This is a genomic window from Streptomyces sp. NPDC001480, assembly GCF_042894725.1.
GTDB lineage: Bacteria > Actinomycetota > Actinomycetes > Streptomycetales > Streptomycetaceae > Streptomyces.
Window position 1 is genome coordinate 78,569 of sequence record NZ_JBIAVX010000017.1, and the last position, 26,240, is coordinate 104,808.

Consider the following 26,240-nt stretch of genomic DNA (forward strand, 5'->3'; position numbering starts at 1 on the left):
GCCGCTCCCGGCCCAGTCCGTATGCCGGGACGCTAACGAGCGAAGGTGAGACGAGTCTGAGAACAGAGCCCGGAACGCCGGGTCATTCGGGTCATTCGGGTCATTCCACGAACAGCCCCCGCGCCGCCGCCCGCGCGTCGAACTCCTCCAGCCGCGCCTGGGCGTCCGGCAGGTCGTCGCACATGGCCTCCAGCAGCACCCGCCCGAGCAGCATCGGCGCGCACGCGGTGTCGAAGGCGAGCCCGGTGCCGACGGCGGCCGGCAGCAGCAGGTCGGACACCTTGGCGACCGGCGCGAACGCCGAGTCGGCGACGGTGACCACGGTCAGGCCCGCCTCCTTGGCGTAGGCGAGGGTGTCGACGACCTCGCGGGGATGCCGGGGCAGCGCGAAGCACAGCAGGGTGGTGGCACCGGCCCGGACGGCCGCGTCGACGCGGTCGTGGATCATCGTGCCGCCCTCGCCCAGCAGCCGGACGTCCGGGTGGACCTTGGCGGCGAAGTACGCGAAGCCGTACGCCTGGGAGGCGGCGGCCCGCAGGCCGAGCACCGGCAGCGGGCGGGAGGCGGCCAGGAGCCGGCCGGCCCGCTGCACCGGGCGCGGGTCGGCCAGCACCTCCGCGAGGTGCCGCAGGTTCTCGATCTCGGACTCCACGGCCTGCTGGTACTCGTTGTACGACGCCGAGCCCACCGCCGGTTCGGCGGGCACGACCTCGCGCAGGTGCTTGCGCAGGGCGGGGTAGCCGTCGAAGCCGAGGGCGACCGCGAAACGGGTCACGGAGGGCTGGCTGACCCCGGCCAGCTCGGCCAGCTCCACGCTGGACAGGAAGGGCACGTCGCCGGCCCGCCGCACCATGCTGTGCGCGATGCGCCGCTGGGTCGGCGTGAGCCGGTGCCCCTCGAAGAGCGCCTGCAAGCGGGCGGCAGGACTGTCGGTCACGCTCATGACGTGCTCCCCCTCCAGATGTCCGTGAACCGGTCGAGCAGTGCGGCCGCCGCCGACACGTCGTCCGTGAGCGGCCGGTCGGCCTGGTCGTCGTCCAGCACCGACTCTGCCAGTGCCAGCGCGCGGCCCGCCGGGAGTTGCGCATCCGGCCTGAGGTCGCGCTGGCGCAGCGCGCGCACGGCGGCGACTAGTTCGCAGCCGACCACCAGACGGTACGCACCACAGGCGCGCAGCGTCTGCCGGGCGGCGAGCGAGGCGAAGCTGGCCTGTTCCTCGACGCCCCGGGAGAGTACAGCGTGCCCCAGCGACGCGGGGGCCGAGAAGGCCCGCAGGTCGCCGAGGGCGGCCGCGGCGGCGTACTCCAGGATCATCACCCCGGAGGAGGCGGCCTCGTGGTCGGCGAGGAAGGGACGCAGGCGGGTGTAGGCGGGCTCGTTGAGGGTGGACAGCCGGGATGTGGACAGCCGGGCCACCTGGGTGACCGCCAGCCTGAAGTGGTCCAGCGCCAGGGCGAGTTGGGCCTGGTAGAAGCCGCCGTGGTGGTAGGCGGCCATGTCCTCGGGGCAGATGAGGGGGTTCTCGGTGGCCGCGTTGATCTCTGTGGTGAGCACCTCCTCCAGCAGGTCCGCCGCGTCGTGCGCGGGGCCGTGGATCTGGGGCAGGCAGCGGAAGCCGTAGGGGTCCTGGATACGGCCGAGCGGCGGCGTGGGCCGGTCGGCGGCGCCGATCAGCTCCCGCATCCGGCGCGCCACTTCCGCGCTGCCCCGGCGCGGGCGGGCCGCGTGCACGGGAGCGGCGTAGGCCTCGTGCGATCCGTCCACGGCCAGCAGGGAGAGGGCCGCGACGACCTGGGTGGCGGCGATGAGCCCGCGCAGTTCGTGCAGGGCCAGGGCGGACTGGCCGAGGGTGAGCGCGTTGCTGCTGATCAGGGCGAGGGCGTCGTTGTTGTCGAGGGGCTGCGGCTCGGGCGCGCGGACGGCGGGCGGTGGGACGGGCCCGTCCGGCCCCCGCCACGGATGCTCGCCCGCCAGCGCCAGCCCGACCTGCGCCAGGGCCGCGATGTCCCCGGTACCAACGGAGCCGAACTCGTTGACGACCGGGTGCGCGCCCGTCTCCAGGGCCTCGCACAGGGCGGTGACGACGCTGGGGCGCAGGCCGGCGCCCCCGGCCAGGATCTGGTTGGCGCGGACGGCGAGCATCGCCCGTACCTCACGGGCCGGCAGTTCCGCGCCGATGGCGCCGGCGTGGCTGCGCAGCAGACGCAGGCCGTGTCCGGCGGCGGCCTCGGTGGGCACGTCCTCGTTGCGGTTGGCGCCCACGCCGGTGGAGCGGCCGTAGACCCGCCCGGTCGCGGCGATCCGCCGGGCCGCGTCCCAGGACTCCGCCGCCCGCTTCATGGCGTCGGTGCCCGGCACCGGCCGCGCCGCACCGTCGGCGAGCCGTACGACGTCCGCCACGCCCAGAGCGACCCCGTCGAGGACGACGAGTCCGCGGTGCTCGGCGGTCGCGGTTCCCGGTCTGTCCACCACCCGAGACGGCATGAAGTCCAAAGCCCCCTCCATCCGAACCTATTCAGGCACCAAGAACTCTGCATGACCCCATACAGCCAAGCAAGTGGCATCTCATGATCCGGTGCGGCACCGAGTAGGGGGGTTACCCCCAGTGCGGCGGGCGTTCCCGCTCCCTACCGTGTCCTCATGACCGCTATGGAGGCGCGGGACGCCGATCTGAAGAAGGAACTCGACGCCACCCTGCACGCACGCAGGGAGCTGGGTGAGGAGTACGAGACCGCGCTGGTGGACTCGTTCCTGGAGAAGGTCGAGCAGCGCATCGACGGCGCGGTGGAGCGCCGGGTGCGCCGGCAGTTGGCCGAGCAGCAGTTACAGGTCGCCCGGGGCAGCCGGGAGTCGAGGAACGGCGGCGACTCCTGGGGTGAGCGCTTCGGCTTCGGCATCGTCTCGCTGGTCCTGGCGATCCCGCTGTCGGCGATCGGCGGCGGCATCGCGCACCTGCCCGGCCTGCTCACCGCCTGGGCGGGCATCGTGGGCGTCAACGCGGTCCAGGCGGTCCGTGCCAACCCGGGCCTGTTCGACCGGCGCCGCCGCGCCTCCTCCCAGGACTCCGACTGGGAGGAGTGAGCCGGAGTGCCTCTCACGCCTGCCGGGTCGGCAGCACCATGATCTGGCGCAGGTTCACGTGCCGGGGGCGGCTCGTCGCGTAGGCGACGACGTCCGCGACCTCCTCGGAGGCCAGCCCGCCGAGCCCCTCGAACATGCGGTCGAGCTCCCCGGCCAGCTCCGCGCTGCCCACGTGCGTCCCGAGCTCGGACTGCGTCAGCCCCGGCTCGATGTTGGTGACCCGCACGTCGCGCGGCCCGAACTCGGTGCGCAGCGACTGGGAGAGATAGGTGACGGCGGCCTTGGTCGCCCCGTACACCGCGTAGTTGGGGAACGTGATGTGGGCGCCGATCGAGGAGATGTTCACCAGGTCCGCGGTACGGCCCTCGGCGGCTGCCCCCACCAGGTCGGCGGTGAAGGCGCGGATCATCCGCAGCACCCCGGTCACGTTGGTGTCGATCATCCGCTGCCACTCGTCGATGCGGCCGTCGTCGATCGGGTGGGGCAGCATGACGCCGGCGTTGTTGACGACGAGGTCGACGGGCCCGTACTCCTCCTGGATCCGCTGCTTGGCGGCCTGCACGGAGGTGTCGTCGGTGACGTCGGCGACGACCGCCAGCGCCTGCCCGCCGTCGGACCGGATCTTCGCGGCGATCTCCTCCAGCCGCTCCCCGCGCCGGGCGAGCAGCGCGACCCGCGCTCCGTTCGCGGCCAGCAGCACGGCGACCGCCTCGCCGATCCCGCTGGCGGCCCCGGTGACGACGGCGGTGCGGCCGGACAGGTTCTCGTACGACATGGGTGACTCCCTCGGTTCGCTGCCGGGGCGTCTCCCCGGCGGCATTCACCACCCTGCGCCGCCGTCCCGTCCGTACCCAGGGATGCGCTTTTCCTGGGTCTGCCAGTACCAGGTTCACGGGCCGGCCCCTGCCCTACGATCGAACCCATGGACGGGGACCTCGGAGACTTCCTGCGCTCACGCCGCGCCCGCATCCAGCCCGAGGAGGTGGGGCTGGCCTCGTACGGGCGGCGCCGCGTGCCCGGACTGCGCCGCGAGGAGGTGGCGCAGCTGGCCGGGGTGAGCGTCGACTACTACATCCGGCTGGAGCAAGGGCGGGGGCCTGGGGGCACCTCCCGGACGAGGTCTGGGGGAGTCTCGGATGCCGTGCTGGACGCGATCGCCCGGGTGCTGCGGCTGGACGAGACCGAGCACGAGTACCTGCGTACGGTGGCACGCCCCCGGCAGAAGCAGAGCAACCGCCCGCCCGCGCCCCGCGTGCGCCCCGGCGTGCAGCTGCTGCTGGACGGCATGGAGCGCAGCCCGGCCTTCGTGCTCGGCCGGCGCATGGACGTCCTGGCCTGGAACGCCCTCGGGGACGCGGTGAACGGCTTCAGCCGCATGGCCCCGGAGGAGCGGAACATCCCCCGCCAGTTCTTCCTCGACCCCGCGAGCCGGGACTTCTACCCGGAGTGGTCCGCGGTGGCCGTCCAGACGGTGGCCTACCTGCGCCTGGCCGCGGGCACGTACGCCGACGACCCCGGGCTGTGCGCCCTGGTCGGCGAACTGTCCGTCAAGAGCGAGGAGTTCCGCCGGCTGTGGGCCGACCACCAGGTCGCCGAGTGCGCGTACGGCGTGAAGAGGATCCGGCATCCGGTGGCGGGCCTGCTGACCCTCCCGTACGAGTCCCTGAGCACCCCGGCGGACCCGGAGCAGACGATCGTGGTCTATACCCCGGAGCCGGGCTCGGAGACAGCGGAACGGCTGGCGCTGCTGGCCAGTTGGGAATCCGCGCACGCCCGCTGAGGAGGACGCCCGCGGAAAAAGGCTTACGCGGGGACCGCCGCACCCCCGTTGCCGGGGGGCGGGACGACGGCGGTCCCCGCGAGGGACGCGGTCCGGGTCAGGGCCGGGCTTGCGCGTCCGTGGCGTCCTTGGAGGTCCGGGAGCCGCTCCGGAGGTCCTTGGCGCCGCTGGGCGCCGGCCGGGGCGGGGAGCCGCTCCCGCCCTGCCGACACCCACTAATGTGCCGGATCCGTGTTAAGCGGGTGCTGCGCGCACGTGACGCGCTCGTACCACTTCCGCGAAGTCCACCACTTGGGCAGGACACCGCAAGTTTCTTCGCGTCACGGGCGGTTCACCGGACGTTCGCTACTGCTTCCCGCCCTTGGCGAGGAAGGACAGCAGGTCCTGCCGGCTGACCACACCGGTCGGCTTGCCCTCGACGAGGACGATCGCGGCGTCCGCCGAACCGAGCACCGACATCAGGTCCCCGACGGGTTCGCCGGAGCCGACCTGGGGCAGCGGGGCGCCCATGTGCTTCTCCAGCGGATCTTCCAGCGAGGCCCGCTTGTTGAACAGCGCGTCGAGCAACTCCCGCTCCACGACCGACCCGACGACCTCGGCGGCCATCACGTCCGGGTGACCGGCGCCCGGCTTGACCACCGGCATCTGCGAGACGCCGTACTCGCGCAGCACCTCGATGGCCTGGCCGACGGTCTCCTCCGGGTGCATGTGGACCAGGGACGGGATGGCGCCGGCCACCTTGTCCTGGAGCACGTCCGCGACCCGGGCGCTGGGGCCCTCGTCCTCGAGGAAGCCGTAGTCGGCCATCCACTCGTCGTTGAAGATCTTGCTGAGGTAGCCGCGCCCGCTGTCCGGGAGCAGGACCACGACGACGTCGTCCGGGCCGAGCCGCTCGGCGACGCGCAGCGCGGCCACGACGGCCATGCCGCAGGACCCGCCGACCAGCAGCCCCTCCTCCTTCGCCAGCCGCCGCGTCATCTGGAAGGAGTCCTTGTCGGACACGGCGACGATCTCGTCCGCCACCGTCCGGTCGTAGGCGGTCGGCCAGAAGTCCTCACCGACGCCCTCGACGAGGTACGGCCGCCCGGAGCCGCCGGAGTAGACCGAGCCCTCGGGGTCGGCGCCGACCACCTGGACCTTGCCGTCGCTGGCGTCCTTCAGGTAGCGGCCCGTGCCGGAGATGGTGCCGCCGGTGCCGACGCCCGCCACGAAGTGGGTGATCTTCCCCTCGGTCTGCTCCCACAGCTCGGGGCCGGTCGAGTGATAGTGCGAGAGCGGGTTGTTGGGGTTGGAGTACTGGTCGGGCTTCCAGGCGCCGGGCGTCTCGCGCACCAGCCGGTCGGAGACGTTGTAGTACGAGTCCGGGTGCTCCGGGTCCACGGCGGTCGGGCACACGACCACCTCGGCGCCGTACGCCCGCAGTACGTTGATCTTGTCGGTGCTCACCTTGTCGGGGCACACGAAGATGCACTTGTACCCCTTCTGCTGGGCCACGATGGCCAGGCCCACGCCGGTGTTGCCGCTGGTCGGCTCGACGATGGTGCCGCCCGGCTTGAGCTCCCCGCTCTGCTCGGCGGCCTCGATCATGCGCAGGGCGATGCGGTCCTTCACGGAACCGCCCGGGTTGAAGTACTCCACCTTGGCCAGGACGGTCGCCTGGATCCCCTTGGTCACACTGTTGAGCCTCACCAGCGGGGTGTTGCCGACGAGGCTGATCATCGAGTCGTGGAATCGCACCGTTGTCTCCGGTTGCCGCAAAAAGGGTGGTCGTGATTGGTCCCGCCAGCCTACGGCCACCGACGGCGCCACGAGGGCCTTCACTCCGCGTTGAGATTGGCGCACGGGCTGTACGGGGCAAGGAGTGGGTGTACGGCTTGAAGGAGGTGGCGGCGAGGCATGACGAGCATGTCGAGGGCGAGAGTGGCCCGGCGGATCGCGGCCGGTGCGGCGTACGGCGGTGGCGGGGTCGGGCTGGTCGGCGCGGCCACCGTCGGTCTGGTGCTGGCGGAGCTGCGGCTGGCCAAGCGGCACGTGGGCAACGGCGCGCGCGGCCGGGTACCGGTGGCGGACGGCGTGTACGGCACCGAGTACGACATCCCCGGCGAGCCGCCGCTGCGCCTGGCCATGCTGGGCGACTCCACAGCCGCCGGCCAGGGGGTGCACCGGGCCGGCCAGACGCCGGGCGCGCTGCTGGCCTCGGGACTGTCGGCGGTGGCGGAACGGTCGGTGGAGCTGCGCAACGTCGCCCAGCCCGGCGCACAGTCGGACGACCTGGACCGTCAGGTGGGGCTGGTCCTCTCCGATCCCTCGCCCGTCCCCGACATCTGCGTGATCATGATCGGCGCGAACGACGTCACGCACCGGATGCCCCCGACCCGCTCGGTCCGTCATCTGGCGGCGGGGGTACGGCGGCTGCGCACGGCCGGTGCCGAGGTGGTGGTCGGCACGTGCCCCGACCTGGGCACCATCGAGCCGGTGCAGCAGCCGTTGCGCTGGCTGGCCCGCCGCGCCTCCCGGCAGCTGGCGGCGGCCCAGACGATCGGGGTGGTCGAGCAGGGCGGCCGCACGGTGTCGCTGGGCGACCTGCTCGGCCCCGAGTTCGCGGCGAACCCGCGTGAACTGTTCGGCCCCGACAACTACCACCCCTCGGCCGAGGGCTACGCCACGGCGGCGATGGCGGTCCTCCCGACCGTCTGCGCCGCCCTCGGCCTCTGGCCGGCCGAGGAGGACCGCCCGGACGTCTCCCGCCGCGAGGGCTTCCTCCCGGTGGCCCGTGCGGCGGCCGAGGCCGCGGGCGAGGCCGGCACAGAGGTCACGGCAGCCATGCCGACCGGCCCCCGTGGCCCCTGGGCCCTTCTCAAGCGGCGCCGGAGGCGCCGGGTGCTTGAGCCGGAGCCGGCTTCCGAGCCCGCGCCGTCCGCGCCGCGCGCGGAACCCTGAAGAAAAGCAAGCGCTTAGAAACTGCGGCCAGGGTCACACTGTGACACACGTGACCTCGGCCATACGTACGGGTAACTTCGCAGGAAGCCCCAGCCAACTCCCCGTACTCCCACCCGTCGCCCGACCGCCACCCCTCAACGAAGCGCTACGCGCTGCCCTTTTCATTGGAGCCGTGATGCCCGAAGCCGTCATCGTCTCGACCGCCCGCTCGCCCATCGGCCGCGCCTTCAAGGGCTCCCTCAAGGACCTGCGCCCGGACGATCTGGCCGCCACGATCATCCAGGCCGCCCTGGCGAAGGTCCCCGAGCTGGACCCCAGGGACATCGACGACCTGATGCTCGGCTGCGGTCTCCCGGGCGGCGAGCAGGGCAACAACCTCGGCCGGATCGTCGCCGTGCAGATGGGCATGGACCACCTGCCGGGCTGCACGATCACCCGTTACTGTTCCTCCTCGCTCCAGACCAGCCGCATGGCCCTGCACGCCATCAAGGCCGGCGAGGGCGACGTCTTCATCTCGGCCGGCGTCGAGACGGTCTCGCGGTTCGTGAAGGGCAACTCCGACAGCCTGCCGGACACCCACAACCCGTTCTTCGCCGAGGCCGAGGCCCGTACCGCCGCCGTGGCGGAGCAGGAGGGCACCACCTGGCACGACCCGCGCGAGGACGGCCTCGTCCCGGACGCCTACATCTCGATGGGGCAGACGGCCGAGAACCTGGCCCGCCTGAAGGGCGTCACCCGCCAGGACATGGACGAGTTCGGCGTCCGCTCGCAGAACCTCGCCGAGGAAGCCATCAAGAACGGCTTCTGGGAGCGCGAGATCACCCCGGTCACCCTCCCCGACGGCACGGTCGTCAGCAAGGACGACGGCCCGCGCGCCGGCGTCACCCTGGAGGGCGTCCAGGGCCTCAAGCCGGCCTTCCGCCCGGACGGCATGGTCACCGCCGGCAACTGCTGCCCGCTGAACGACGGCGCCGCCGCGCTCGTCATCATGTCCGACACCAAGGCCCGCGAGCTGGGCCTGACCCCGCTCGCCCGCATCGTGTCGACCGGCGTCTCCGGCCTGTCCCCCGAGATCATGGGCCTCGGCCCGGTCGAGGCCAGCAAGCAGGCCCTGCGGCGCGCCGGCCTGACCATCGACGACATCGACCTGGTCGAGATCAACGAGGCCTTCGCCGCCCAGGTGATCCCCTCGTACCGCGACCTCGGCATCGACCTCGACAAGCTGAACGTCAACGGCGGCGCCATCGCCGTCGGCCACCCGTTCGGCATGACCGGCGCCCGCATCACCGGCACGCTCATCAACTCGCTCCAGTTCCACGACAAGCAGTTCGGCCTGGAGACGATGTGCGTCGGCGGTGGCCAGGGCATGGCCATGGTCATCGAGCGCCTCAGCTGAGCGCCGTAAAGTAGCGGTCGCTGGACCCAAAGTGACCCTCCGGCCCGGCCTTCGAGAAAACCTCGAACGCCGGGCCGGTTTGTGATCCAATCTCCCCCAGGATGTGACCTATCTCCCGCCCGGGAGGCGTCAAGGCAGGTCAGAGCGGCTGTACACAGGAAGCCCAAGACAGGGATCTGTCCGTTTCGTGACGTTACGCACTGACAGCTGGTTAGTCCGCCCTTCAAGCTGATGTAGGAAGTCGGGGGTCGACTTTTAACCGGGAGTACGTCAGTGAGCGCCATGCCGATCGCCCTGCTGGTCACCACGGCCGCCACCGGCGCCGTGGGCGCCGCCGTCCTGCGCACCCTTCTGGGCCTGCGCCGGCAGCTCGCGGCCCTGCGCGCGCAGCTCGCCGAGACCGCCGAGAACAACGCCGTCGCGACGCGCGCCCTGCTGCCCGCCGCCCGGACCGCCGAGGCCGAGGAGATACGCGCGGCCGTGGCTGAGGCGCTCGCCGAGGAGCGGGAGCGCGAGCTGGCCGAGGCGCGGGCGTTCTGGGCCGCCCAGGAGGCCCGCGAGGCCTCCGACGCGCCCACCCTGCTCGGTCTCCCCGACAGCGAGCTGTTCCTGCCCCGCACGGCCGACTTCGCGGGCCTGGAGCCGGTGACGGAGCCCGGCCCGGACAACGACGAGTTCGCCGGGGAGTCCCCGGAGCTGGCCGCGGCCCGCCGCCGCCACCCCTCCCACCCCGACTTCGTTCCGGTCCAGTCGCCGGTCGTGGGCGACCACGAGCGCACGGTCACCATCCTCGAAGGGCTCGCCGAGTCCCGCACGGAACTGACCGACGTGCGCCCCGGGCCCCTCGGCACCCTCGACGTCTACGTCTTCGCCGACGGCACGACCCTGTGCATGACCCCCGGCCACCGCGAGACCGCCGAACGCCTGGCCGCGGCCCTGCGCACCGGCGAGAAGCCGCACCTGCTGGGCGGCTCCGGCATCTCGGGCGCGTACACGCTGACGTTCGCGTGCGGCGAGGAGAGCGTCTACATCCTCGCGGACCGGGTCATCGCCTCGCTGTAGGGCCGAAAAGCCCCGAGGCAGCGGGTCCGGGTCCTCAGACCCCGGCCCTCTTCTGCGCCTCCGCGACCAGCCGCACCGCTTCCTCGACCTCGGTGTCACTCGACAGCACGACCGCCAAGTCGTGCCCGGCCACCGTGATTTGGTCGGCCGCGGCGAACATTCCCGCGTCCGGCATCTCCCGGGGCTCCCCCGAAGGGTCCTCGAGCCGCTGGGCCCACACGGCCAACTCCCGGCCCAGTCGCAGAGCCTCGGCGGCGGCACCCCGTTGGAGTCGGGACTGCGGCGCCGCCCGCAATCGGTCGGCGAAGTGATCCACGGCACGGGTCAGGGGCGTCGTATCAACCACGCCGTGAGCGTAACGCGTCCCAGCGGGACTGTTGCCAACACGCCAACGCTAGGGCACGGTGACCTGAAGGACCGGCTTACATCCCCTTTGCGTTCGGAGGCGCCGATGTCCCAACTCTTCTCCGAGGAGACCCACCGCAACCTGCTCGCCCGCATCCCCCAGTGCACCGGTCGTGAAGTCTCCGACTGGTTGCGCACCGTCGAAGACGGACCCTCTCTCTTCCGCTTCGAGGAAAAAGTCAGCTGGCTCCGGCACGAGCACAACCTCGCGTACGGCCACGCCAAGGCGATCGTCCACGAGTACGACCTGAGGAGGGCCGCGCGCATGCTGCGCTAGGGCGACAGGGGCCAGGCCCTGACCGCCCACCCACACGAGGTACCCGCACACGACGAAGGGCCCCGGGCAGACCCCGGGGCCCTTCTCACCACCGCTGAGTGGTGACTGGTCGCTGTGACTAGTCGCTGCTGCTGAAGATGGCCGCGAGCCGCAGCATCTCCACGTAGATCCACACCAGGGTCAGGGTGAGGCCGAACGCGGCCAGCCAAGCCTCCTGGCGCGGGGCGCCGTAGGCGATGCCGTCCTCGATCTGCTTGAAGTCGAGGGTAAGGAAGAACGCGCCGATGAGCACCGCCAGGATGCCCACGGCCGCGCCCAGCGGGCCGAAGCTGCGCAGACCGCCGTCCTCGGCGACGCCGAACACGACCAGCAGCAGGTTGACCGCCATGACCAGGATGAACGCCATGGCGATGGCCAGACCGATACGGGCGTACCGGGCGGTGACGCGGATCCAGCCCGCCTTGTAGATCAGGAGGGTGGCCGCCGAGACCGCCATCGTGCCGAGCACCGCCTGGAACGGGGCGCCGCTCCAGCGGCTGTTGAACATCTCGCTGATCACGCCGAGGAAGACACCCTCGAAGGCGGCGTATCCCAGGATCAGCGCGGGCGAGGGGGTGCGCTTGAAGCTCTGGACGAGCGCCAGGACCATCGCGACCAGCGCGGATCCGACCGCCAGGCCGTAGCTGCCGGCCGAGACGGGAAGCAGGGCCCAGGCGAGGACCGCGCCGACGGCGACGGTGCCGAGCGTCATGGCCGAGCGCATGACGACGTCGTCCATCGTCATCCGGCCGGTGGAGACCGGGGCCTGCGGCGCAGCGCCGTACTGCTGGTCCGTCTGGGCGTACGGGTTGGTCGCGTAGGGGTTCTGCGCGTACGGGTTGCCCTGCTGCGCATACGGGTTGCCCTGCGCGTACCCGGCCTGCGGCGCGGTGTTGAAGCCCGCGTAGCCGTTGTCGCGGCTGAACCCCCGTCGCGAGAAGACCGGGTTGCTGCTCCTCATTTCACTCCTCCATGGCCACCCTTCGTGGCCTTGGCTCAAGAGTAATAGATTGGCAAAGGAATGATCCTAATACTTGAGGAGGATCTTTCCCTGTCCGTGCTGGCCAACACGCTACGCGGATGCGTGATTCCCAGCCACGGAGGGATCCATTCCTCACCGAACTGGTACACAGCCGGAACCGGACAGGGACGACTCCCGCGCGAGCGCCGCGCGCTCAGTCGAACGGGAAGCCCGTGTACGCCTCGGCCAGGTCGGTCTCGGCCGCCCGCGAGGAGGCGATCCGCGCCAGCCGGGCGAGCTGGAGGCGGTCCTCGAACGGGGTGGCGTCCGGGGCGCGGTGGAGCAGGGTCGTCATGTCGTAGGAGAACCGTTCGGCCTGCCAGACCCGGCGCAGACAGGTCGCGGAGTAGGCGTCGAGCAGTTCCGCCGAACCGGTGTCCCGCCGGTGGGTCAGCGCCCGCGCGAAGGTGACGACGTCCCCGACGGCGAGGTTCAGCCCCTTGGCGCCGGTCGGCGGCACGATGTGGGCGGCGTCGCCGGCGAGGAAGAGGCGGCCGTGCCGCATCGGCTCGTGGACGAAGGAACGCATCGGGGTCACCGACTTCTGGGTGACGGGCCCGCGTGCCAGCCGCCAGCCGTCGGCGGTCTCGAACCGGCGCTCCAGCTCGTCCCAGATCTCACCGTCGGCCCAGCTCGCCGCCTCCGTGCCGGCCGGTACCTGTAGGTAGAGGCGGGAGACGGACGGGGAGCGCATGGACAGCAGGGCGAAGCCGCGGTCGTGGCGGGCGTAGACCAGCTCGTCGTGCGAGGGGGCCACGTCGGCGAGGATGCCGAGCCAGCCGAAGGGGTACATGCGTTCGAAGACCTGGGAGAGAGCGGCGGGGACGGCGCTCCTGGACACCCCCCAGAAGCCGTCGCAGCCGACGACGTACTCGCACTCCAGGACGTCCTCGCGCCCCGCGTGCCGGAAGGGGACGCGGGGGCGGTCGGTGTCGGCGTCCTCGACGGCCAGGGCCTCCGCCTCGAACAGCAGCGGGCCGCCCTCCTTCAGCTGAAGGGCGATGAGGTCCTTGCAGACCTCGGTCTGGGCGTAGACCGTCACGAACCGGCCGCCGGTGAGGGCGGGGAAGTCCACGCGGTGGCGCTGCCTGGCGAACCTCAGCTCGATCCCGTCGTGGCGCAGGCCCTCGCGGTCCATGCGCTCCCCGGCGCCCACCGCCCGGAGCACGTCCGCCGTGCCCTGCTCCAGGATCCCGGCGCGCTGCCGGTGCTCGACGTAGTCACGGTCACGGCTCTCCAGGACGACCGAGTCGATGCCCGCGGTGTGCAGCAGCCGCGCGAGGAGGAGTCCGGCGGGGCCGGCTCCGATGATGCCGACGGTGGTGCGCATCGGTCGTTCCCTTCGGTTCGCCTGTCCGTCTGCCCGTTGTTCGTCTGGTGAAATTTCCTTCACTTTCCTGCGGCCGAGTCTCCGCTCGGCCACCGGTGATGTCAATGGCCGTACGCACAGCCGTCCGCCGGGCCCGCGGTCGGAGTCGCGGGCCCGGCGGAGGGTGGGGGGTGACGGCGGGGCTCGGTCAGTGGCCCGGCCAGCCGTCGAGGTGGCGGTGCAGGGTCACGTCGGGCTGCGTGTCACCCTTGGGAGCCTGCGCCACCGCGTCGTGGAGGACACCGGTGACCTCCGCGGCGAGACCGTCGACCTTCGACTTCAGCTCGGCTGCCGGAATCGTGGACCGGGTCAGCTCGTCCAGCCGGCGGTGGATGTCGGCGAGCCGCCCCCGGGCGTTGTCGTCGAGGGTGAGCCGGGTCGGCGTGGAGACGACGAACTGGTAGGCGCCGGCCAGCGTCTGACAGCCGGTGCACTTCTTGTTCGCCGCGTCACTGAGGTTCACGGCGTTCAGCCGGGTCTCGTCCCCCGTGACCGTGACGATCTGGAAGGACAGCGCCACCGACCGGCAGTGGGCGTCGGCCGAGCAGCCCGCCGAGACCGCGTTGGCCTGGTTGCGCACGGCGGTGGCGTTCACGTCGCCGAACTGGCGGATGGTGAACGAGTCCTTGGTCTGCGTGTGGTGCGCCCGGTCGGCGTGACTGAACACAGCGTCCGACGCGACCGCCACGTGCGACTGCGTCACGGCCTGAGCCTGGGCCGGCACCGCGGTCGCCACACCGGCGATACCGGCGGCGAACAGGCCTATGCGGACCGCCCGTTGGGTGAGGGGACTGCTGGTGGAGCGTGGCTTTCGGTGGCTGTTCATGGGATCTCCAGCGATGGATCGGACACGTACGGTTGGCAGCCGCCGCAGGCGGACGACTGGCTGCCACGGGCGGGCGGTTGACTCCCACCCCGGAGGCGGTGGGCTCCCGCCCGCCGACGCCCGGTTACCGCCGCCTGCCTGCGGGTGGTGGTTGCCGCAGGCACGGCGCGCGGTCGGCGCCGGTGGGCTCGCGGCCCAGATGCGGTTGGCTACCGCACCGGCCCCCGGGGCTCCCGTCCCTTGACAGGCGGTTGGATACCGCCGCCCCAGGCGTGGTGGTTACCGCGCCGACTCCCGCAGACCCGCGGTCCGCCGACCGCCTCCCTGGCCGGCCGGCGTCGCCAGGCGGTGGGTTCAGGTCGACGTCGGGGCGGAGGGGTCGCTGGTCGGGGTCGGGGTCGGGGTGGGCGTCGGGGTGGGCGTGACACTCTCCGACGGGGTGGGTGTGGGCGTGGGCGTCGGCCCGCCTGCCCCGCCGGAGGCGGTGGTGGGCGGTGGTTCCTCGGTGGCCGGGACGCTCGGTGCCGCCTTCGGAGTGGACGGGCTCCGGCTCGGCTTGCCGGACGCGGTGGCCGAGGCCGACACCGACGCGCTGCCCGAGGCCGAGGCCGACGGACCGTGCCCCGGCTGCGCCGACCCGGTGGCCGCCGCACCCGAGGGTGACGTGGAGCCACCGCCCGAGGGATCGGACGAGTCGCCGTCGTCCGGCGTGGACGCCTCCCGCGGCTCCGGCTCCTTCGTGGACACCCCGGGTTGCAGGATCGGCGCGATCGGCGGCTTCTTCGGCAGTGGCTGCGGCGTCATCCCGGACACCCAGGCGTAGCTCAGCCCCGCCAGCCCGGCCAGTGCCAGCGCGCAGAACGCCACTCGCAGCCGGGGCCGACCGTCGGTGGAGCGCTTCGCGGCCCGCAGGATCCGGCCGCCCATCTTCACCGACAGATAGATGACCCCGGCCATCGGGCACAGCAGCATGATGGAGCCGATGACCCCGACCAGGCCCTCGAGGATCTTCCCGTGCACGAAGGCCGAGCCGGTGCCGAGGAGTTGCTCGGTCAGCGACCGCGTCATCGTGGCGATGATCCGGGGCAGGTTCCACAGGGCGTACCCGAGTTCGCCGATGATCAGCGGCACCATGGTCAGCACCCAGGTGGCCACGATCGTACGGGCGGACTTCTTCAGCCCCGCGACCTCCTGGCGGGCGGCCCGCCCCTTCGCCCCCGGTACCAGGCTCAGCACGATCGGCTTGATCTTGCCGTACAGGTCCGGCACGCCGGCGAGGTCGCCCAGGATGTAGTAGCCGTCCAGCCGGACGGCCGGCATCAGCTGCTCCAGGATCTCGAAGTGCCCGAGATACACCGTGGCCAGCAGGAACTGCGCCCCGGTGGCGAAGTACAGCCCGGTCATGACCAGCATGAAGACGACGTTGAAGTACACCCCGCCCAGATCGGTGCGCAGCCGCCCGCCGCGGCCGATCCGGTAGACGTCGGTGACGTCGGTGTACATCGACGGCCAGATGAGGAACAGCCCGCAGCCGATGCAGCCCGGTCTGGCGCCGCCGTATCTACAGGCGGAGGCGTGGCCGAACTCGTGGAACACGAGGGAGGCCACAGTGAGCACGAAGACGACGAGGATCAGCACCGGCTGGTCCATGACCTCCAGGACCGGCTCGATCGCGCCGAAGAAGCCGAACAGCCAGACGTCCATGGCCACGGCAGCCAGCAGCACGAACACGACCGCGACCGGCCGGTGCAGCCAGGCGAACGCCCGGGCTATCTTCGCGGTGCGCCGCTCGTTGAAGATGACCCGGTGACCCTTGAGGGCGAGCAGCAGGTCGGAGCGCGGGGCCTCGACCTCGTCGTCCTCCTGGCCCTCGGGGACCGTCAGCCCGAGCGGTTCGAGTTTCTTCTCGACCAGGTAGCGGATGTTGTCACCGCTGACCTCCTTGCCGTACCGGGCGCTGACCCGGTGGGCGATGGCCTCGACGTCCCGCTCGCCGTCGACGGACGACGCCACGAGATACAGCAGCCGCGACAGCTGCACGACCTGCCCGTCCCCCCGACGGGCGATGTACTTGGGGTCGGTGAAGCCCGATCCCTGGTACTCGCCGTGCAGCCGTAGTCCCGCGCTCAGTCTCGGCACCAGCGGCGGCGGCTCGACGACCGGCAGGCTCCCCGTCGTCACCTGCTCGTAGGTCACCGGCCAGCCGCCGGGGCCCGGCACCGGGCCCGTGTCGTACAGCGCCGGGGCCCCGTCTCCGAGCACCGTCATCCGTGATCTCCCCCCACGTACTCACCGCTCCCCCCGTCCGTTCCGGGGGCGGACCGCGCCACCTCACGGTCCGCCCCCGGTACCGGTCGTAGCGGTTCCGCCGCTTACTGCGTGACGTTGATCGTCTGGGCGGCCGAGGACTCGGCGGCCGACCACGAGGAGTGGTCGTTGAGCGCGGCCGACTCGTTGTGCGCGTTGATGTTCGCGACGTGCTTGGTGACGTTCACGGTCTTGCCGAAGCTGAACTTCAGGCGACCGAGGGCCTCACGACCCGGCAGCAGCTCGGCGGACTCGGTCTCCAGCTCGTTCATGTCCATGCTCATGATGGGTGCCCCTTTCAGGCGTTCAGGCGTTTCGGGTGTTGCAGATGTTCTGGGTGTCGCGGGCGCTCAGGTGGTCAGGCACCTGAGCGCCCAGGAGTTCAGCCGGCCGTGCGTGTCACTGAGCGACGTTGATGGCCTGGGCGGCGCCGGAGTCGGCCACGGACCACGCGGAGTGGTTGTTCAGGGCGGCCGACTCGTTGTGCGCGTTGATGTTCGCGACGTGCTTGGTGACGTTCACGGTCTTGCCGAAGCTGAACTTCAGGCGACCGAGGGCCTCACGACCCGGCAGCAGTTCCGCGGACTCGGCCTCGAGCTCGTGGGCGTCCATCATGATCGATTCCCCCTCAGGGATAGGCATTTCCGGTCGGAACGAGTCAGGTTCCCCCCCGACTCTGTCCAACTTGGTCGGACGTGCTGTCCAACGAGATTGGACACTACGGGGTCGAGAACCCTCCGCGCAACCCATTCGGGTAATCACCCTTTCGGCGGTACGTGCCCCCGACCGTAGAATCGGCCCCGACATGGACAGCCAGGCCCCAAGCCGAGCGGCGAGCAGGAAGTGACCGTCAGTGGCCAACGCACTGCAGCAGTTGATCCGGGAACGCCTCGACCGCAAGAGCTGGTCCTACGGTGACGTGGCGCGCCGCGGCGGCGTCCCCCGCTCCACCGTCCACCACCTGGCCACCACCGACCGCGTCGTCCGGATGCCCCAGGCGGCCACCCTCGAAGGCCTGGCCAAGGGCCTGGAGCTGCCCCTGGACACCGTGCGCCGCGCCGCCGCCGAGGCCTGCGGCATCCACGTCTACGGCAGCCCGTCCAACGCGGCCGGCGACGGCGGGGCCGCCCCCGCCGTCGACCCCGAGGTGGACGTGCTCATCGCCAGTGTCCAGAAGCTGTCGGCCGACGACCGCCGGCACGTCGCCGCTCTGGTGGAGTCCCTGCTGGACCGGGCGCCGCACGAGAAGTGACCGAGCTGCCGGCCGGCCCGGCCGTCCGACGACATCGGACGGTCGCTCCCTCACCAAGTCGGTGAAAGAATCCGACACCGCCCGAATCGACCGAGATCCCCCGCTAGTCTCTCGTCACGCCCGAGGCACTCTGGAGCCGCACGACCACGGGCTCTCTGGGGGGAATGTGTTGTTCGTGCATGGTGGGACGACCACGGCCGTGGTCCGGGGACCCGCCGGTGAATCGATGGTCCTGCTGTCCGGGGACCTGCCCGAGGTCCTCACCGCGGAGGCGGTCGCCGATCTGCTGGACCTGGCCGCCGCCATCCTGGACGCGGATGAACTCCGCCTGTTCCACACCTGTCTGGAAACGCTCCGCCGCAACGGCATGCGGGCGGGACGACGGATCGAGGTCGGAGGGGCCGTACTGACCGTCTACGAAGGGTGACACACCGTCGGCCAGGGCCGGGGGACCCGACGGATGCGATCACCATCAGGGCGAGTGACGCTGTTGTCATACCGAGCGCGCCACTGCCCCGAGGAGATCGTCATGGCCGTCCTGCCCGCCGGTTCCCTGGTCCTGGAGCCTGCCTCCCAGCAACTCGCCGATGCCACCTCGAAGCCGCCGTTCCTGTACGAAATGGGCCCCACGAAGGCCCGCAAGGTGCTCGACGACATCCAGGCGGCGCCGATCGACAAGCTTCCCGCCGACGCGGAGTGGATCACGGTTCCCGCCGCGGTGGGTGACGTCCGGGTCCGGATCGTCCGGCCGCAGAACGCCGCATCCCCCCTTCCGGTGATCCTGTACATGCACGGCGGGGGCTGGATCCTCGGCAACGCGGACACCCACGACCGGCTGGTGCGCGAACTGGCCAACGGGACACGGGCCGCCGTGGTGTTCGTCGAGTACGCCCGCTCACCCGAGGCGCACTACCCCGTGGCGATCGAGCAGGGCTACGCCACCGCCCAGTGGATCGTGCGCGAAGGAGCCGCTCACGGTCTCGACCCGGAACGCATCGCGGTGGCCGGCGATTCGGTCGGCGGCAACATGACCGCCGCACTGACCCTGCTGGCCAAGGAGCGCGGCGACGTCCGCTTCGTCCACAAGTCCATGTACTACCCGGTGACCGACGCCGACATGGACACCCAGTCCTACTCCGACTTCGCCACGGGTTACTTCCTCACCGCCGAGTCCATGCGGTGGTTCTGGGACGCCTACGCGCCGGACCGCGCGCGGCGCGGCGAGATCACCGCCTCCCCCTTGAAGGCGGACCTCGACCAGCTCGCCGACCTGCCGCCGGCCCTCGTCCTCGTGGACGAGGCCGACGTCCTGCGAGACGAGGGCGAGGCCTATGCCGCCAAACTCCGTGCCGCGGGCGTCGACGTCACCACCGTCCGCTACGACGGCATCACGCACGACTTCATGATGCTCAACCCGCTCAGCGACACCCACGCGACGCGTGCGGCCGTCGCCCAGGCCATCTCGGTACTCGGCGCCGCACTGGGTACGAGTGGGGAGGCATAGGCCTGCGTCGGCGCACGCAGACATGGAAGGTGCCCGGAACCGGACTTGAACCGGTACGCCCGCGAGGGGCAGCGAGGTTTAAGCTCGCCGTGTCTGCATTCCACCATCCGGGCAGGCCATGGGCCCCGCTTCGAGGTTCCGAGCCTATCGGGATGCATCCCCCGAACAGCGGCAGGGCAGCGCGATGTTGTCTTATTTTATTGAGGTCTGAGGGAGCATCAGGCCCCTGCACACGCCATCCGCACTTGCCAATAGCGTTACGTGTGGTGGGTGCGCGCGTACACGGAATGACGGAATTTCACCGTACGAACAAGGGGGCCCCACCCGTTCTCGACAACCTGTGCGGTCCCACTCAGGGTCGGCCGTCATCCCCAGGTATGACATGACGCCCCCCGGTCCGACCGCAGTCGCCCCCCGGAACCGGAACAGCGGCTGACTTCAGGACGGCGGCCGGCCGGGACGATGGAGAACGTCCCCACGAACGCCGTCGTCCTGACAGGAGCACCTTTCCGTGACCACCACACCCACCGCCGACCGGACCACCACCGTGGCCGCGCGCGCCACGGAGCTGTCGAAGATCTACGGGCAGGGTGAGACCCGGGTGGTCGCCCTCGACCAGGTCTCCGTCGACTTCCGGCAGGCCGAGTTCACCGCGATCATGGGGCCGTCCGGGTCGGGCAAGTCCACGCTGATGCACTGCGTGGCCGGGCTGGACACCTTCTCCTCCGGGTCCGTGCGCATCGGCGACACCGAGCTGGGCTCCCTGAAGGACAAGCAGCTGACCAAGCTGCGCCGGGACAAGATCGGGTTCATCTTCCAGGCGTTCAACCTGCTGCCCACCCTGACGGCGCTGGAGAACATCACCCTCCCGATGGACATCGCGGGCCGCAGGCCGGACAAGCAGTGGCTGGACGGCGTGATCCAGATGGTCGGCCTGTCCGGGCGGCTGAGCCACCGGCCGGCCCAGCTCTCCGGCGGCCAGCAGCAGCGCGTCGCCGTCGCCCGCGCCCTGGCCTCCAAGCCCGACATCATCTTCGGCGACGAGCCCACCGGAAACCTCGACTCGCGCTCCGGCGCCGAGGTGCTGGGCTTCCTGCGCAACTCGGTGCGGGAGCTGGGGCAGACGGTGGTGATGGTCACTCACGACCCGGTGGCCGCGGCGTACGCGGACCGCGTGGTGTTCCTGGCCGACGGCCGGATCGTCGACGAGGTGTACGGGCCCACGGCCGAGTCCGTCCTCGACACCATGAAGCAGTTCGACGCGAAGGGCCGCACGAGCTGATGTTCCGCACCGCCCTGCGCAACGTGTTCGCGCACAAGGCCCGGCTCCTGATGACCGTGCTCGCCGTCATGCTCGGCGTGGCGTTCGTGTCCGGGACGCTGGTCTTCACCAACACCATCTCCGACGCCTACCAGAAGAGCTCCGCCAAGGGCTTCGACCAGGTCGACGTCGCCGTCACGGCCGAGGGCCAGGCGGACAAGGGCAACACCGTCGGAAAGACCCCCGAACTGACCCAGGAGCTGCTGAACCGGAGCACGAAGGTCACCGGGGCCGCGTCCGCGACCGGCGTCGTCACCGGCTTCACCGCCATCGCCGACAAGAACGGCAAGCTGATCGGCGGCGGCTGGCAGTCCGAGGGCGGGAACTACTGGGGCACCAAGGACGCCCGGTACCCGCTCGTCAGCGGCCACGCCCCGAGCGGCAAGGGCGAGGTGCTGATCGACTCCAGGACCGCGGAGCGGGCCGGCTACAAGGTCGGCGACAAGGTGCGGATATCCGTCGACGGTCCCGTACTCACCCCGGTCATCAGCGGCGTCTTCACCACCGACGACGGCAATGTCGCCGCCGGCGGCAGCCTCGCCCTGTTCGACACGGCGACCGCGCAGAAGCTGTTCGGCAAGCCGGGCACGTACGACGAGATCGACGTCAAGGCGAAGCCCGGCACCAGCCAGACGGCGCTCAAACACGCACTGGACGAGGCCCTGCCGAAGGACAGGACGGAGACCACCACCGGCGCCACGCTCGCCGCCGACCAGGCGGACGCGATCGCCTCGTCGATGAGCGGGCTGAAGCAGGGCCTGCTGGTCTTCGCCGGCATCGCGCTCTTCGTCGGCACGTTCATCATCGCCAACACCTTCACCATGCTGGTCGCCCAGCGCACCAAGGAGCTGGCCCTGCTGCGCGCGGTCGGCGCCTCCCGCCGCCAGGTCACCCGGTCGGTGCTCATCGAGGCGTTCGTGGTGGGCACGGTCGCCGGCCTGACCGGTCTGGCCGCCGGCATCGGCATCGGCGCCGGGCTGCGGTCGCTGATGGGCTCGCTCGGCGCGACCGTCCCGGACGGCCCGCTGGTCATCACGCCCGGCACGGTCGCCGCAGCCCTCGCGGTGGGCATCGTCATCACCATGCTGGCCGCCTGGCTGCCCGGCCGACGCGCCGCGAAGATCCCGCCGGTGGCCGCGATGAGCGCCGTGCACGCGAAGGCGACCACCAAGTCGCTGGTGCTGCGCAACACGATCGGCGCCCTGTTCTCGGCGGCCGGCATCGCGGTGGTCCTGGCGGCCACGACGATGAACGGCTCCGACGGCCAGGCACCGATGGGGCTGGGTGCCGTACTGCTGATCATCGGTGTGTTCGTGCTGACCCCGCTGCTGTCCCGCCCGCTGATCGCGGCCGCCGCGCCGGTGCTGCGCGCGTTCGGGGTCTCCGGCAAGCTGGCCCGGCAGAACTCGGTGCGCAACCCGCGCCGTACGGCCGCCACGGCCTCCGCGCTGATGATCGGCCTGACCCTGATCACCGGTATGACGGTGATGGCGGGCAGCCTCCAGAAGTCGATCGACAAGATGGCGAGCTCGGCGATCCGCGCGGACTACGTGGTGTCGATGGCCAACGGCAACGAGCTCTCCCCGAACGTGGCCGAGAAGCTCGCCGCCACCGACGGCGTCACCGCGGGCAGCCCGCTGCGCAACGCGGCCTCCCGCATCGAGGGCCAGAGCGAGTACCTGACCGGCGTCAACGGCCCGGCGATCGGCAAGCTGACCGACCTGAAGGTCGACGACGGCTCCTTCCAGGTGGGCGGCACACAGGTCGTCGTCGACAAGGACACCGCCAAGTCCCACCACTGGAAGGCCGGTTCGGGCTTCACCGTGCACTACGAGGACGGCAAGCAGCAGAGGCTGACGGTCGCCGGGGTGTACGAGGGCAACGAGATGATCCACGGCATCATGCTCGACAACACGGCCCTGGCCCCGCACCAGACGGACCCGGCCGACATGCAGGTCATGATCAAGACGGCGGGCGGCGCGTCCGACGCGACCAAGGACAAGCTGGAGAAGGCGCTGGGGAACAACCCGGCGATCAAGATCCAGGACAAGAAGGACCTGTCCGACTCGATCGCGCAGATGTTCACGCTGATGCTGAACATGCTCTACGGCCTGCTGGCGATGGCCGTGATCGTCGCGGTCCTCGGCGTCATCAACACCCTGGCCATGTCGGTCTTCGAACGCTCCCAGGAGATCGGCATGCTCCGCGCGATCGGCCTGGACCGCAAGGCCGTCAAGCGGATGGTGCGCCTGGAGTCCCTGGTGATCTCGCTCTTCGGCGCGGTGCTGGGCATCGGCCTGGGCGTGTTCTTCGGCTGGGCGGCCGGTGAGCTCCTCGGCACGAAGATGGCGACCTACGAACTGGTCGTCCCGTGGGGCCGGATCGCCTTCTTCCTGCTGCTGGCCGCCACGGTCGGCGTCCTCGCGGCCCTCTGGCCGGCCAGGCGCGCGGCCCGGCTGAACATGCTGACCGCCATCAAGTCGGAGTAGCCCCGCACGGCGGCCGAGGCCCCGTTCCCTTCCGGACACGGACAGGGAACGGGGCCCCGCGCGTTCAGTTCCAGGTACGGGACCTGAGCGGCAGGCCCGACTCGCCCGACTCGGGGGTGCGTACCGCGAGGACCTGGTTGACGCCGATGCGGTTGCCTTCGAAGGCGAGGGCGCAGGCCGCCATGTACAGCTGCCAGACGCGGGCGCGGCCGGGGCCGGTGAGGCGGACCGCGTGCGGCCAGTCGGCCTCCAGGTTGGTGACCCACCGGCGCAGGGTGCGGGCGTAGTGCTCGCGGATCGACTCCACGTCCCGGACCTCGAAACCGGCCCGCTCCAGCTGGGTGACCGTGGTGCCGAGGGGGGCGAGCTCGCCGTCGGGGAAGACGTAGGCGTCGATGAACTCGTCGACGTGGTACGCCGTCTCGTCGCGCTGCGGACGGCGGGCGATCTGGTGGTTCAGGAGCCGTCCCCCGGGCCTGAGCAGGGCGTGCAGAGCCGTGGCGTACTCCAGGTAGCGTTCGGCGCCGACGTGTTCGGCCATGCCGATGGAGGAGATCGCGTCGTACGGGCCGTCGGTGACGTCCCGGTAGTCCTGCACCCGGATCTCCACCCGGTCGGTGAGTCCCTCGTCGGCGATGCGCTTGCGGGCGTAGGCGGCCTGCTCCTGGGACAGGGTGATGCCGACGACGCTCACGCCGTGCTCACGGGCCGCGTGGATCGCCATCGAGCCCCAGCCGCAGCCGACGTCGAGCAGGCGCTGACCGGGTGTCAGGGCAAGCTTGCGGCAGACCAGTTCCAGCTTGTCGCGCTGGGCCGACTCGAGGGTGCCGGTCTCCTCCCAGTAGGCGCAGGAGTACACCATGGAGGGGCCGAGGACGATCTCGTAGAAGTCGTTGCCGACGTCGTAGTGGTGGCTGACGGCGCGTCTGTCGCTGCGCCTGGTGTGCAGATGGCCGCGCCCGCGGACCTCCTCGCGGGGCGGCGCGGGCGGGATCGGGGGTCCGGCGAGCCGGAGCAGCCCGCGGGCGGCGGCCCTGACCTCGGGGTCGCGCAGCGCCTGCGCGAGGGTGCGGGCGTCCTCCCCGCGCTCCCAGACCAGGCCCGACAGCGCTTTCAGGGCGGAGTACAGATCCCCCTCGATCTCCAGGTCGCCGGACACCCAGGCGCGGGCCAGGCCCAGTTCGCCCGGCTTGAACAGCAGCCGGCGCACGGCGCGGCGATTACGGACGACGAGCGTCGGTGCACCGGGCGGTCCCGCCTGCGAACCGTCCCAGGCGCGGATCCGCACCGGGAGCGGGACTCCCAGCATCTGTTCGAGCAGGCTCTTGAGCCGCGACGCGGCGTCGGCCATGGCGCACACCTCCGTACGACGAACCCCGGAATGTCCTCCCCCACGTAAACATCCACCTGCCCCCGACACAGTCCCGCAATGGTGTTACGTCTGGGCAAACACCCTTTCCGCCCAACACCGGACGCCCGGGAACGCCGAAGGACCTCCCGCACCACGGATGGCGGGAGGTCCTTCGATCGGTTGTTCAGCGACCGCGGGAGGTCAGGAGGCCTTGGCCTTCTGCTCGGTCTTCGGCGCGGCGGCGACCGGCGCCGGCTTGGCGGCCTCGTAGAACTCCTCGCGCGGGTTCTCCATGGCGCCCAGGGAGACGACCTCGCGCTTGAGGAACATGCCGAGCGTCCAGTCCGCGAAGATGCGGATCTTGCGGTTCCAGGTCGGCATCGCCAGACCGTGGTAGCCACGGTGCATGTACCAGGCGAGACGGCCCTTGAGCTTGATCTTCATCTTGCCCATGACGATCATCGCCACGCCCTTGTGGAGGCCGAGACCGGCCACCGCGCCCTTGTTGGCGTGCGAGTAGTCCTTCTGCGGGAAGCCCCGCATACCGGAGATCACGTTGTCGCCGAGGACCTTGGCCTGGCGCAGCGCGTGCTGGGCGTTCGGCGGGCACCAGGCGTTCTCGTTGCCCGCCTTGCGGCCGACGAGGTCGGGCACCTGGGCGTTGTCGCCGGCGGCCCAGATGTAGTCCGTGCCCTTGACCTGGAGCGTGGGCTCGCAGTCGACGTGGCCGCGCGGACCGAGCGGCAGACCGTAGCGGGAGAGCGCCGGGTTGGGCTTGACGCCCGCGGTCCACACGATGGTGTTGGAGTCGACCTCGAGGCCGTTCTTCAGCACGACGTGGCCGTCGACGCAGGAGTCCATGGAGGTGGACAGGTAGACCTCGACACCGCGGCCCTCGAGGTGCTCCTTGCCGTACTGGCCGAGCTTCGGGCCGACCTCGGGGAGGATCTTGTCAGCGGCGTCGACGAGGATGAAGCGCATGTCCTCGCGGGAGACGTTCTTGTAGTACTTGGCCGCGTCCCGGGCCATGTCCTCGACCTCGCCGATGGTCTCCGCGCCCGCGAAGCCACCGCCGATGAAGACGAACGTAAGCGCCTTGCGGCGGATCTCCTCGTCGGTCGTGGAGTCGGCCTTGTCGAGCTGCTCGAGGACGTGGTTGCGCAGGCCGATGGACTCCTCGATGCCCTTCATGCCGATGCCCTGCTCGGCGAGGCCGGGGATCGGGAAGGTGCGGGAGACCGCGCCGAGCGCGATGACGAGGTAGTCGAAGGGCAGCTCGTACGCCTCGCCGACCAGCGGGGCGATCGTGGCGACCTTGCGGTCCTGGTCGATGGTGGTGACCCGGCCGGTGAGGACCTCCGCCTTCGGCAGCACGCGCCGCAGCGGGACGACGACGTGGCGAGGGGAGATGCTGCCGGCGGCGGCTTCGGGCAGGAAGGGCTGGTAGGTCATGTACGACCGGGGGTCGACGACCGTGACGGTCGCCTCGCCGTAGCGCATCTTCTTCTGGATGCGCCGAGCTGCGTACAGGCCTACGTACCCACCGCCTACTACGAGGATCCTGGGACGCTCCGTGGTGCTCATGCCATCGAGTATCCACCCGCCCCTGGGGGGTCGCTCGTGCGCCCCTTCACAAGGTTGTCGAGGCCCTGTGCTATCCTCCGCCGCCCGCGTGACGCAGGTCATGATTGCGGAGGGGAACCGGTCGCCGCCGTGACCCGTTGTCAATGGCGCGTGAGCTGCCTCTCCGTCTCCCGCTGGCCCCTGTGAGCCCCCGGAAACACCTCTTGCGGACCTTCGCCGGACACCGCCCCGCAAAG

24 protein-coding genes and 1 tRNA gene are annotated in these 26,240 nt (G+C 70.9%); 11 read left to right on the plus strand and 14 right to left on the minus strand.

Going from position 1 to position 26,240, the window contains the following annotated elements; genetic code table 11:
• Positions 1-100: 100 nt before the first annotated feature.
• The gene (locus tag ACFY01_RS35215) at positions 101-943 is read right to left on the minus strand and encodes a MurR/RpiR family transcriptional regulator (protein WP_390739818.1); all 843 of its coding nucleotides are present in this window, start codon (positions 941-943) and stop codon (positions 101-103) included.
• A complete protein-coding gene (locus tag ACFY01_RS35220) occupies positions 940-2,484 on the minus strand; it encodes an aromatic amino acid ammonia-lyase (protein WP_390739819.1) in 1,545 nt (514 codons plus the stop codon). The genes ACFY01_RS35215 and ACFY01_RS35220 overlap by 4 nt, the downstream gene beginning before the upstream one ends.
• 165 nt (positions 2,485-2,649) lie before the next feature.
• Between ACFY01_RS35220 and ACFY01_RS35225 the strand changes: the two genes are divergently transcribed.
• Positions 2,650-3,081 (plus strand): hypothetical protein, encoded by a 432-nt coding sequence (locus ACFY01_RS35225; RefSeq protein ID WP_390739956.1) that lies wholly within the window; start codon positions 2,650-2,652, stop codon positions 3,079-3,081.
• A 13-nt stretch (positions 3,082-3,094) separates the two neighbouring features.
• Here ACFY01_RS35225 and ACFY01_RS35230 read toward each other — a convergent pair whose 3' ends face one another.
• On the minus strand, positions 3,095-3,856 hold the full coding sequence (locus ACFY01_RS35230) for an SDR family oxidoreductase (protein ID WP_390739820.1): 762 nt from the start codon (positions 3,854-3,856) through the stop codon (positions 3,095-3,097).
• 147 nt (positions 3,857-4,003) lie between these two features.
• Between ACFY01_RS35230 and ACFY01_RS35235 the strand changes: the two genes are divergently transcribed.
• Positions 4,004-4,861, plus strand: coding sequence for a helix-turn-helix transcriptional regulator (locus ACFY01_RS35235; RefSeq protein WP_390739821.1), 858 nt, complete (start codon positions 4,004-4,006; stop codon positions 4,859-4,861).
• 345 nt (positions 4,862-5,206) lie between these two features.
• On the opposite strand, the gene ACFY01_RS35240 is transcribed toward ACFY01_RS35235, so the two are convergent.
• On the minus strand, positions 5,207-6,598 hold the full coding sequence (locus ACFY01_RS35240; RefSeq protein ID WP_390739822.1) for a cystathionine beta-synthase: 1,392 nt from the start codon (positions 6,596-6,598) through the stop codon (positions 5,207-5,209).
• A gap of 159 nt (positions 6,599-6,757) precedes the next feature.
• Here ACFY01_RS35240 and ACFY01_RS35245 point away from each other — a divergent pair, with 159 nt between their 5' ends.
• The 3 genes from ACFY01_RS35245 to ACFY01_RS35255 all read left to right on the plus strand — a co-directional run bounded on the left by ACFY01_RS35245 (position 6,758) and on the right by ACFY01_RS35255 (position 10,259).
• Complete coding sequence (locus tag ACFY01_RS35245; protein ID WP_390739823.1) at positions 6,758-7,801, plus strand: SGNH/GDSL hydrolase family protein; 1,044 nt, start codon at positions 6,758-6,760, stop codon at positions 7,799-7,801.
• 175 nt (positions 7,802-7,976) lie between these two features.
• Positions 7,977-9,197, plus strand: coding sequence for an acetyl-CoA C-acetyltransferase (locus ACFY01_RS35250; protein WP_390739824.1), 1,221 nt, complete (start codon positions 7,977-7,979; stop codon positions 9,195-9,197).
• 273 nt (positions 9,198-9,470) lie between these two features.
• Positions 9,471-10,259, plus strand: a complete 789-nt coding sequence (locus ACFY01_RS35255; RefSeq protein WP_390739825.1) for a hypothetical protein — start codon at positions 9,471-9,473, stop codon at positions 10,257-10,259.
• Between the two features lie 34 nt (positions 10,260-10,293).
• On the opposite strand, the gene ACFY01_RS35260 is transcribed toward ACFY01_RS35255, so the two are convergent.
• Positions 10,294-10,605, minus strand: coding sequence for a hypothetical protein (locus ACFY01_RS35260; protein ID WP_390739826.1), 312 nt, complete (start codon positions 10,603-10,605; stop codon positions 10,294-10,296).
• 105 nt (positions 10,606-10,710) lie between these two features.
• On the opposite strand from ACFY01_RS35260, the gene ACFY01_RS35265 reads away from it, so the two are divergent.
• Positions 10,711-10,941 (plus strand): DUF4287 domain-containing protein, encoded by a 231-nt coding sequence (locus ACFY01_RS35265; RefSeq protein ID WP_361813281.1) that lies wholly within the window; start codon positions 10,711-10,713, stop codon positions 10,939-10,941.
• Between the two features lie 118 nt (positions 10,942-11,059).
• Here ACFY01_RS35265 and ACFY01_RS35270 read toward each other — a convergent pair whose 3' ends face one another.
• The 6 genes from ACFY01_RS35270 to ACFY01_RS35295 all read right to left on the minus strand — a co-directional run bounded on the left by ACFY01_RS35270 (position 11,060) and on the right by ACFY01_RS35295 (position 17,118).
• Positions 11,060-11,941, minus strand: coding sequence for a Bax inhibitor-1/YccA family protein (locus ACFY01_RS35270; RefSeq protein WP_390739827.1), 882 nt, complete (start codon positions 11,939-11,941; stop codon positions 11,060-11,062).
• 214 nt (positions 11,942-12,155) lie between these two features.
• Positions 12,156-13,331 carry a 4-hydroxybenzoate 3-monooxygenase gene (locus tag ACFY01_RS35275; protein ID WP_390739828.1) on the minus strand — a complete coding sequence of 392 codons (1,176 nt, stop codon included), beginning with the start codon at positions 13,329-13,331 and terminating at the stop codon, positions 12,156-12,158.
• A 187-nt stretch (positions 13,332-13,518) separates the two neighbouring features.
• The gene (locus ACFY01_RS35280; RefSeq protein ID WP_390739829.1) at positions 13,519-14,196 is read right to left on the minus strand and encodes a hypothetical protein; all 678 of its coding nucleotides are present in this window, start codon (positions 14,194-14,196) and stop codon (positions 13,519-13,521) included.
• Between the two features lie 354 nt (positions 14,197-14,550).
• Entirely contained in the window at positions 14,551-16,464 is a 1,914-nt protein-coding gene (locus ACFY01_RS35285) for a hypothetical protein (RefSeq protein ID WP_390739830.1), read from the minus strand.
• A 104-nt stretch (positions 16,465-16,568) separates the two neighbouring features.
• Positions 16,569-16,787: a hypothetical protein gene (locus ACFY01_RS35290; RefSeq protein ID WP_132852923.1), complete on the minus strand. Its 219-nt coding sequence runs from the start codon at positions 16,785-16,787 to the stop codon at positions 16,569-16,571.
• A 115-nt stretch (positions 16,788-16,902) separates the two neighbouring features.
• Positions 16,903-17,118: a hypothetical protein gene (locus tag ACFY01_RS35295; protein ID WP_390739831.1), complete on the minus strand. Its 216-nt coding sequence runs from the start codon at positions 17,116-17,118 to the stop codon at positions 16,903-16,905.
• A 238-nt stretch (positions 17,119-17,356) separates the two neighbouring features.
• Between ACFY01_RS35295 and ACFY01_RS35300 the strand changes: the two genes are divergently transcribed.
• From ACFY01_RS35300 to ACFY01_RS35310, 3 genes are all read left to right on the plus strand, one after another.
• The gene (locus ACFY01_RS35300; RefSeq protein WP_390739832.1) at positions 17,357-17,755 is read left to right on the plus strand and encodes a helix-turn-helix domain-containing protein; all 399 of its coding nucleotides are present in this window, start codon (positions 17,357-17,359) and stop codon (positions 17,753-17,755) included.
• A gap of 175 nt (positions 17,756-17,930) precedes the next feature.
• Positions 17,931-18,182, plus strand: a complete 252-nt coding sequence (locus ACFY01_RS35305; RefSeq protein ID WP_390739833.1) for a hypothetical protein — start codon at positions 17,931-17,933, stop codon at positions 18,180-18,182.
• Positions 18,183-18,284: 102 nt separating this feature from the next.
• A complete protein-coding gene (locus ACFY01_RS35310) occupies positions 18,285-19,259 on the plus strand; it encodes an alpha/beta hydrolase (RefSeq protein ID WP_390739834.1) in 975 nt (324 codons plus the stop codon).
• 30 nt (positions 19,260-19,289) lie between these two features.
• Here ACFY01_RS35310 and ACFY01_RS35315 read toward each other — a convergent pair.
• Positions 19,290-19,372 (minus strand) — tRNA-Leu (locus ACFY01_RS35315).
• Between the two features lie 398 nt (positions 19,373-19,770).
• On the opposite strand from ACFY01_RS35315, the gene ACFY01_RS35320 reads away from it, so the two are divergent.
• Positions 19,771-20,541 (plus strand): ABC transporter ATP-binding protein, encoded by a 771-nt coding sequence (locus tag ACFY01_RS35320; RefSeq protein ID WP_390739835.1) that lies wholly within the window; start codon positions 19,771-19,773, stop codon positions 20,539-20,541.
• The gene (locus ACFY01_RS35325; protein WP_390739836.1) at positions 20,541-23,069 is read left to right on the plus strand and encodes an ABC transporter permease; all 2,529 of its coding nucleotides are present in this window, start codon (positions 20,541-20,543) and stop codon (positions 23,067-23,069) included. Before ACFY01_RS35320 ends, ACFY01_RS35325 begins: the two co-directional genes overlap by 1 nt.
• A 64-nt stretch (positions 23,070-23,133) precedes the next feature.
• On the opposite strand, the gene ACFY01_RS35330 is transcribed toward ACFY01_RS35325, so the two are convergent.
• A complete protein-coding gene (locus ACFY01_RS35330; protein WP_390739837.1) occupies positions 23,134-24,420 on the minus strand; it encodes a class I SAM-dependent methyltransferase in 1,287 nt (428 codons plus the stop codon).
• Positions 24,421-24,621: 201 nt separating this feature from the next.
• Complete coding sequence (locus tag ACFY01_RS35335; protein ID WP_390739838.1) at positions 24,622-26,004, minus strand: NAD(P)/FAD-dependent oxidoreductase; 1,383 nt, start codon at positions 26,002-26,004, stop codon at positions 24,622-24,624.
• Between the last annotated feature and the right edge of the window lie 236 nt (positions 26,005-26,240).

Coding starts and splice junctions, on each gene's coding strand:
- ACFY01_RS35220 (WP_390739819.1), bottom strand. CDS start 2,484: ATGCCGTCTCGGGTGGTGGACAGACCGGGAACCGCGACCGCCGAGCAC.
- ACFY01_RS35270 (WP_390739827.1), bottom strand. CDS start 11,941: ATGAGGAGCAGCAACCCGGTCTTCTCGCGACGGGGGTTCAGCCGCGAC.
- ACFY01_RS35225 (WP_390739956.1), top strand. CDS start 2,650: ATGGAGGCGCGGGACGCCGATCTGAAGAAGGAACTCGACGCCACCCTG.
- ACFY01_RS35265 (WP_361813281.1), top strand. CDS start 10,711: ATGTCCCAACTCTTCTCCGAGGAGACCCACCGCAACCTGCTCGCCCGC.
- ACFY01_RS35280 (WP_390739829.1), bottom strand. CDS start 14,196: ATGAACAGCCACCGAAAGCCACGCTCCACCAGCAGTCCCCTCACCCAA.
- ACFY01_RS35330 (WP_390739837.1), bottom strand. CDS start 24,420: ATGGCCGACGCCGCGTCGCGGCTCAAGAGCCTGCTCGAACAGATGCTG.
- ACFY01_RS35230 (WP_390739820.1), bottom strand. CDS start 3,856: ATGTCGTACGAGAACCTGTCCGGCCGCACCGCCGTCGTCACCGGGGCC.
- ACFY01_RS35235 (WP_390739821.1), top strand. CDS start 4,004: ATGGACGGGGACCTCGGAGACTTCCTGCGCTCACGCCGCGCCCGCATC.
- ACFY01_RS35215 (WP_390739818.1), bottom strand. CDS start 943: ATGAGCGTGACCGACAGTCCTGCCGCCCGCTTGCAGGCGCTCTTCGAG.
- ACFY01_RS35245 (WP_390739823.1), top strand. CDS start 6,758: ATGACGAGCATGTCGAGGGCGAGAGTGGCCCGGCGGATCGCGGCCGGT.
- ACFY01_RS35285 (WP_390739830.1), bottom strand. CDS start 16,464: ATGACGGTGCTCGGAGACGGGGCCCCGGCGCTGTACGACACGGGCCCG.
- ACFY01_RS35250 (WP_390739824.1), top strand. CDS start 7,977: ATGCCCGAAGCCGTCATCGTCTCGACCGCCCGCTCGCCCATCGGCCGC.
- ACFY01_RS35295 (WP_390739831.1), bottom strand. CDS start 17,118: ATGATGGACGCCCACGAGCTCGAGGCCGAGTCCGCGGAACTGCTGCCG.
- ACFY01_RS35310 (WP_390739834.1), top strand. CDS start 18,285: ATGGCCGTCCTGCCCGCCGGTTCCCTGGTCCTGGAGCCTGCCTCCCAG.
- ACFY01_RS35290 (WP_132852923.1), bottom strand. CDS start 16,787: ATGAGCATGGACATGAACGAGCTGGAGACCGAGTCCGCCGAGCTGCTG.
- ACFY01_RS35335 (WP_390739838.1), bottom strand. CDS start 26,004: ATGAGCACCACGGAGCGTCCCAGGATCCTCGTAGTAGGCGGTGGGTAC.
- ACFY01_RS35325 (WP_390739836.1), top strand. CDS start 20,541: ATGTTCCGCACCGCCCTGCGCAACGTGTTCGCGCACAAGGCCCGGCTC.
- ACFY01_RS35275 (WP_390739828.1), bottom strand. CDS start 13,331: ATGCGCACCACCGTCGGCATCATCGGAGCCGGCCCCGCCGGACTCCTC.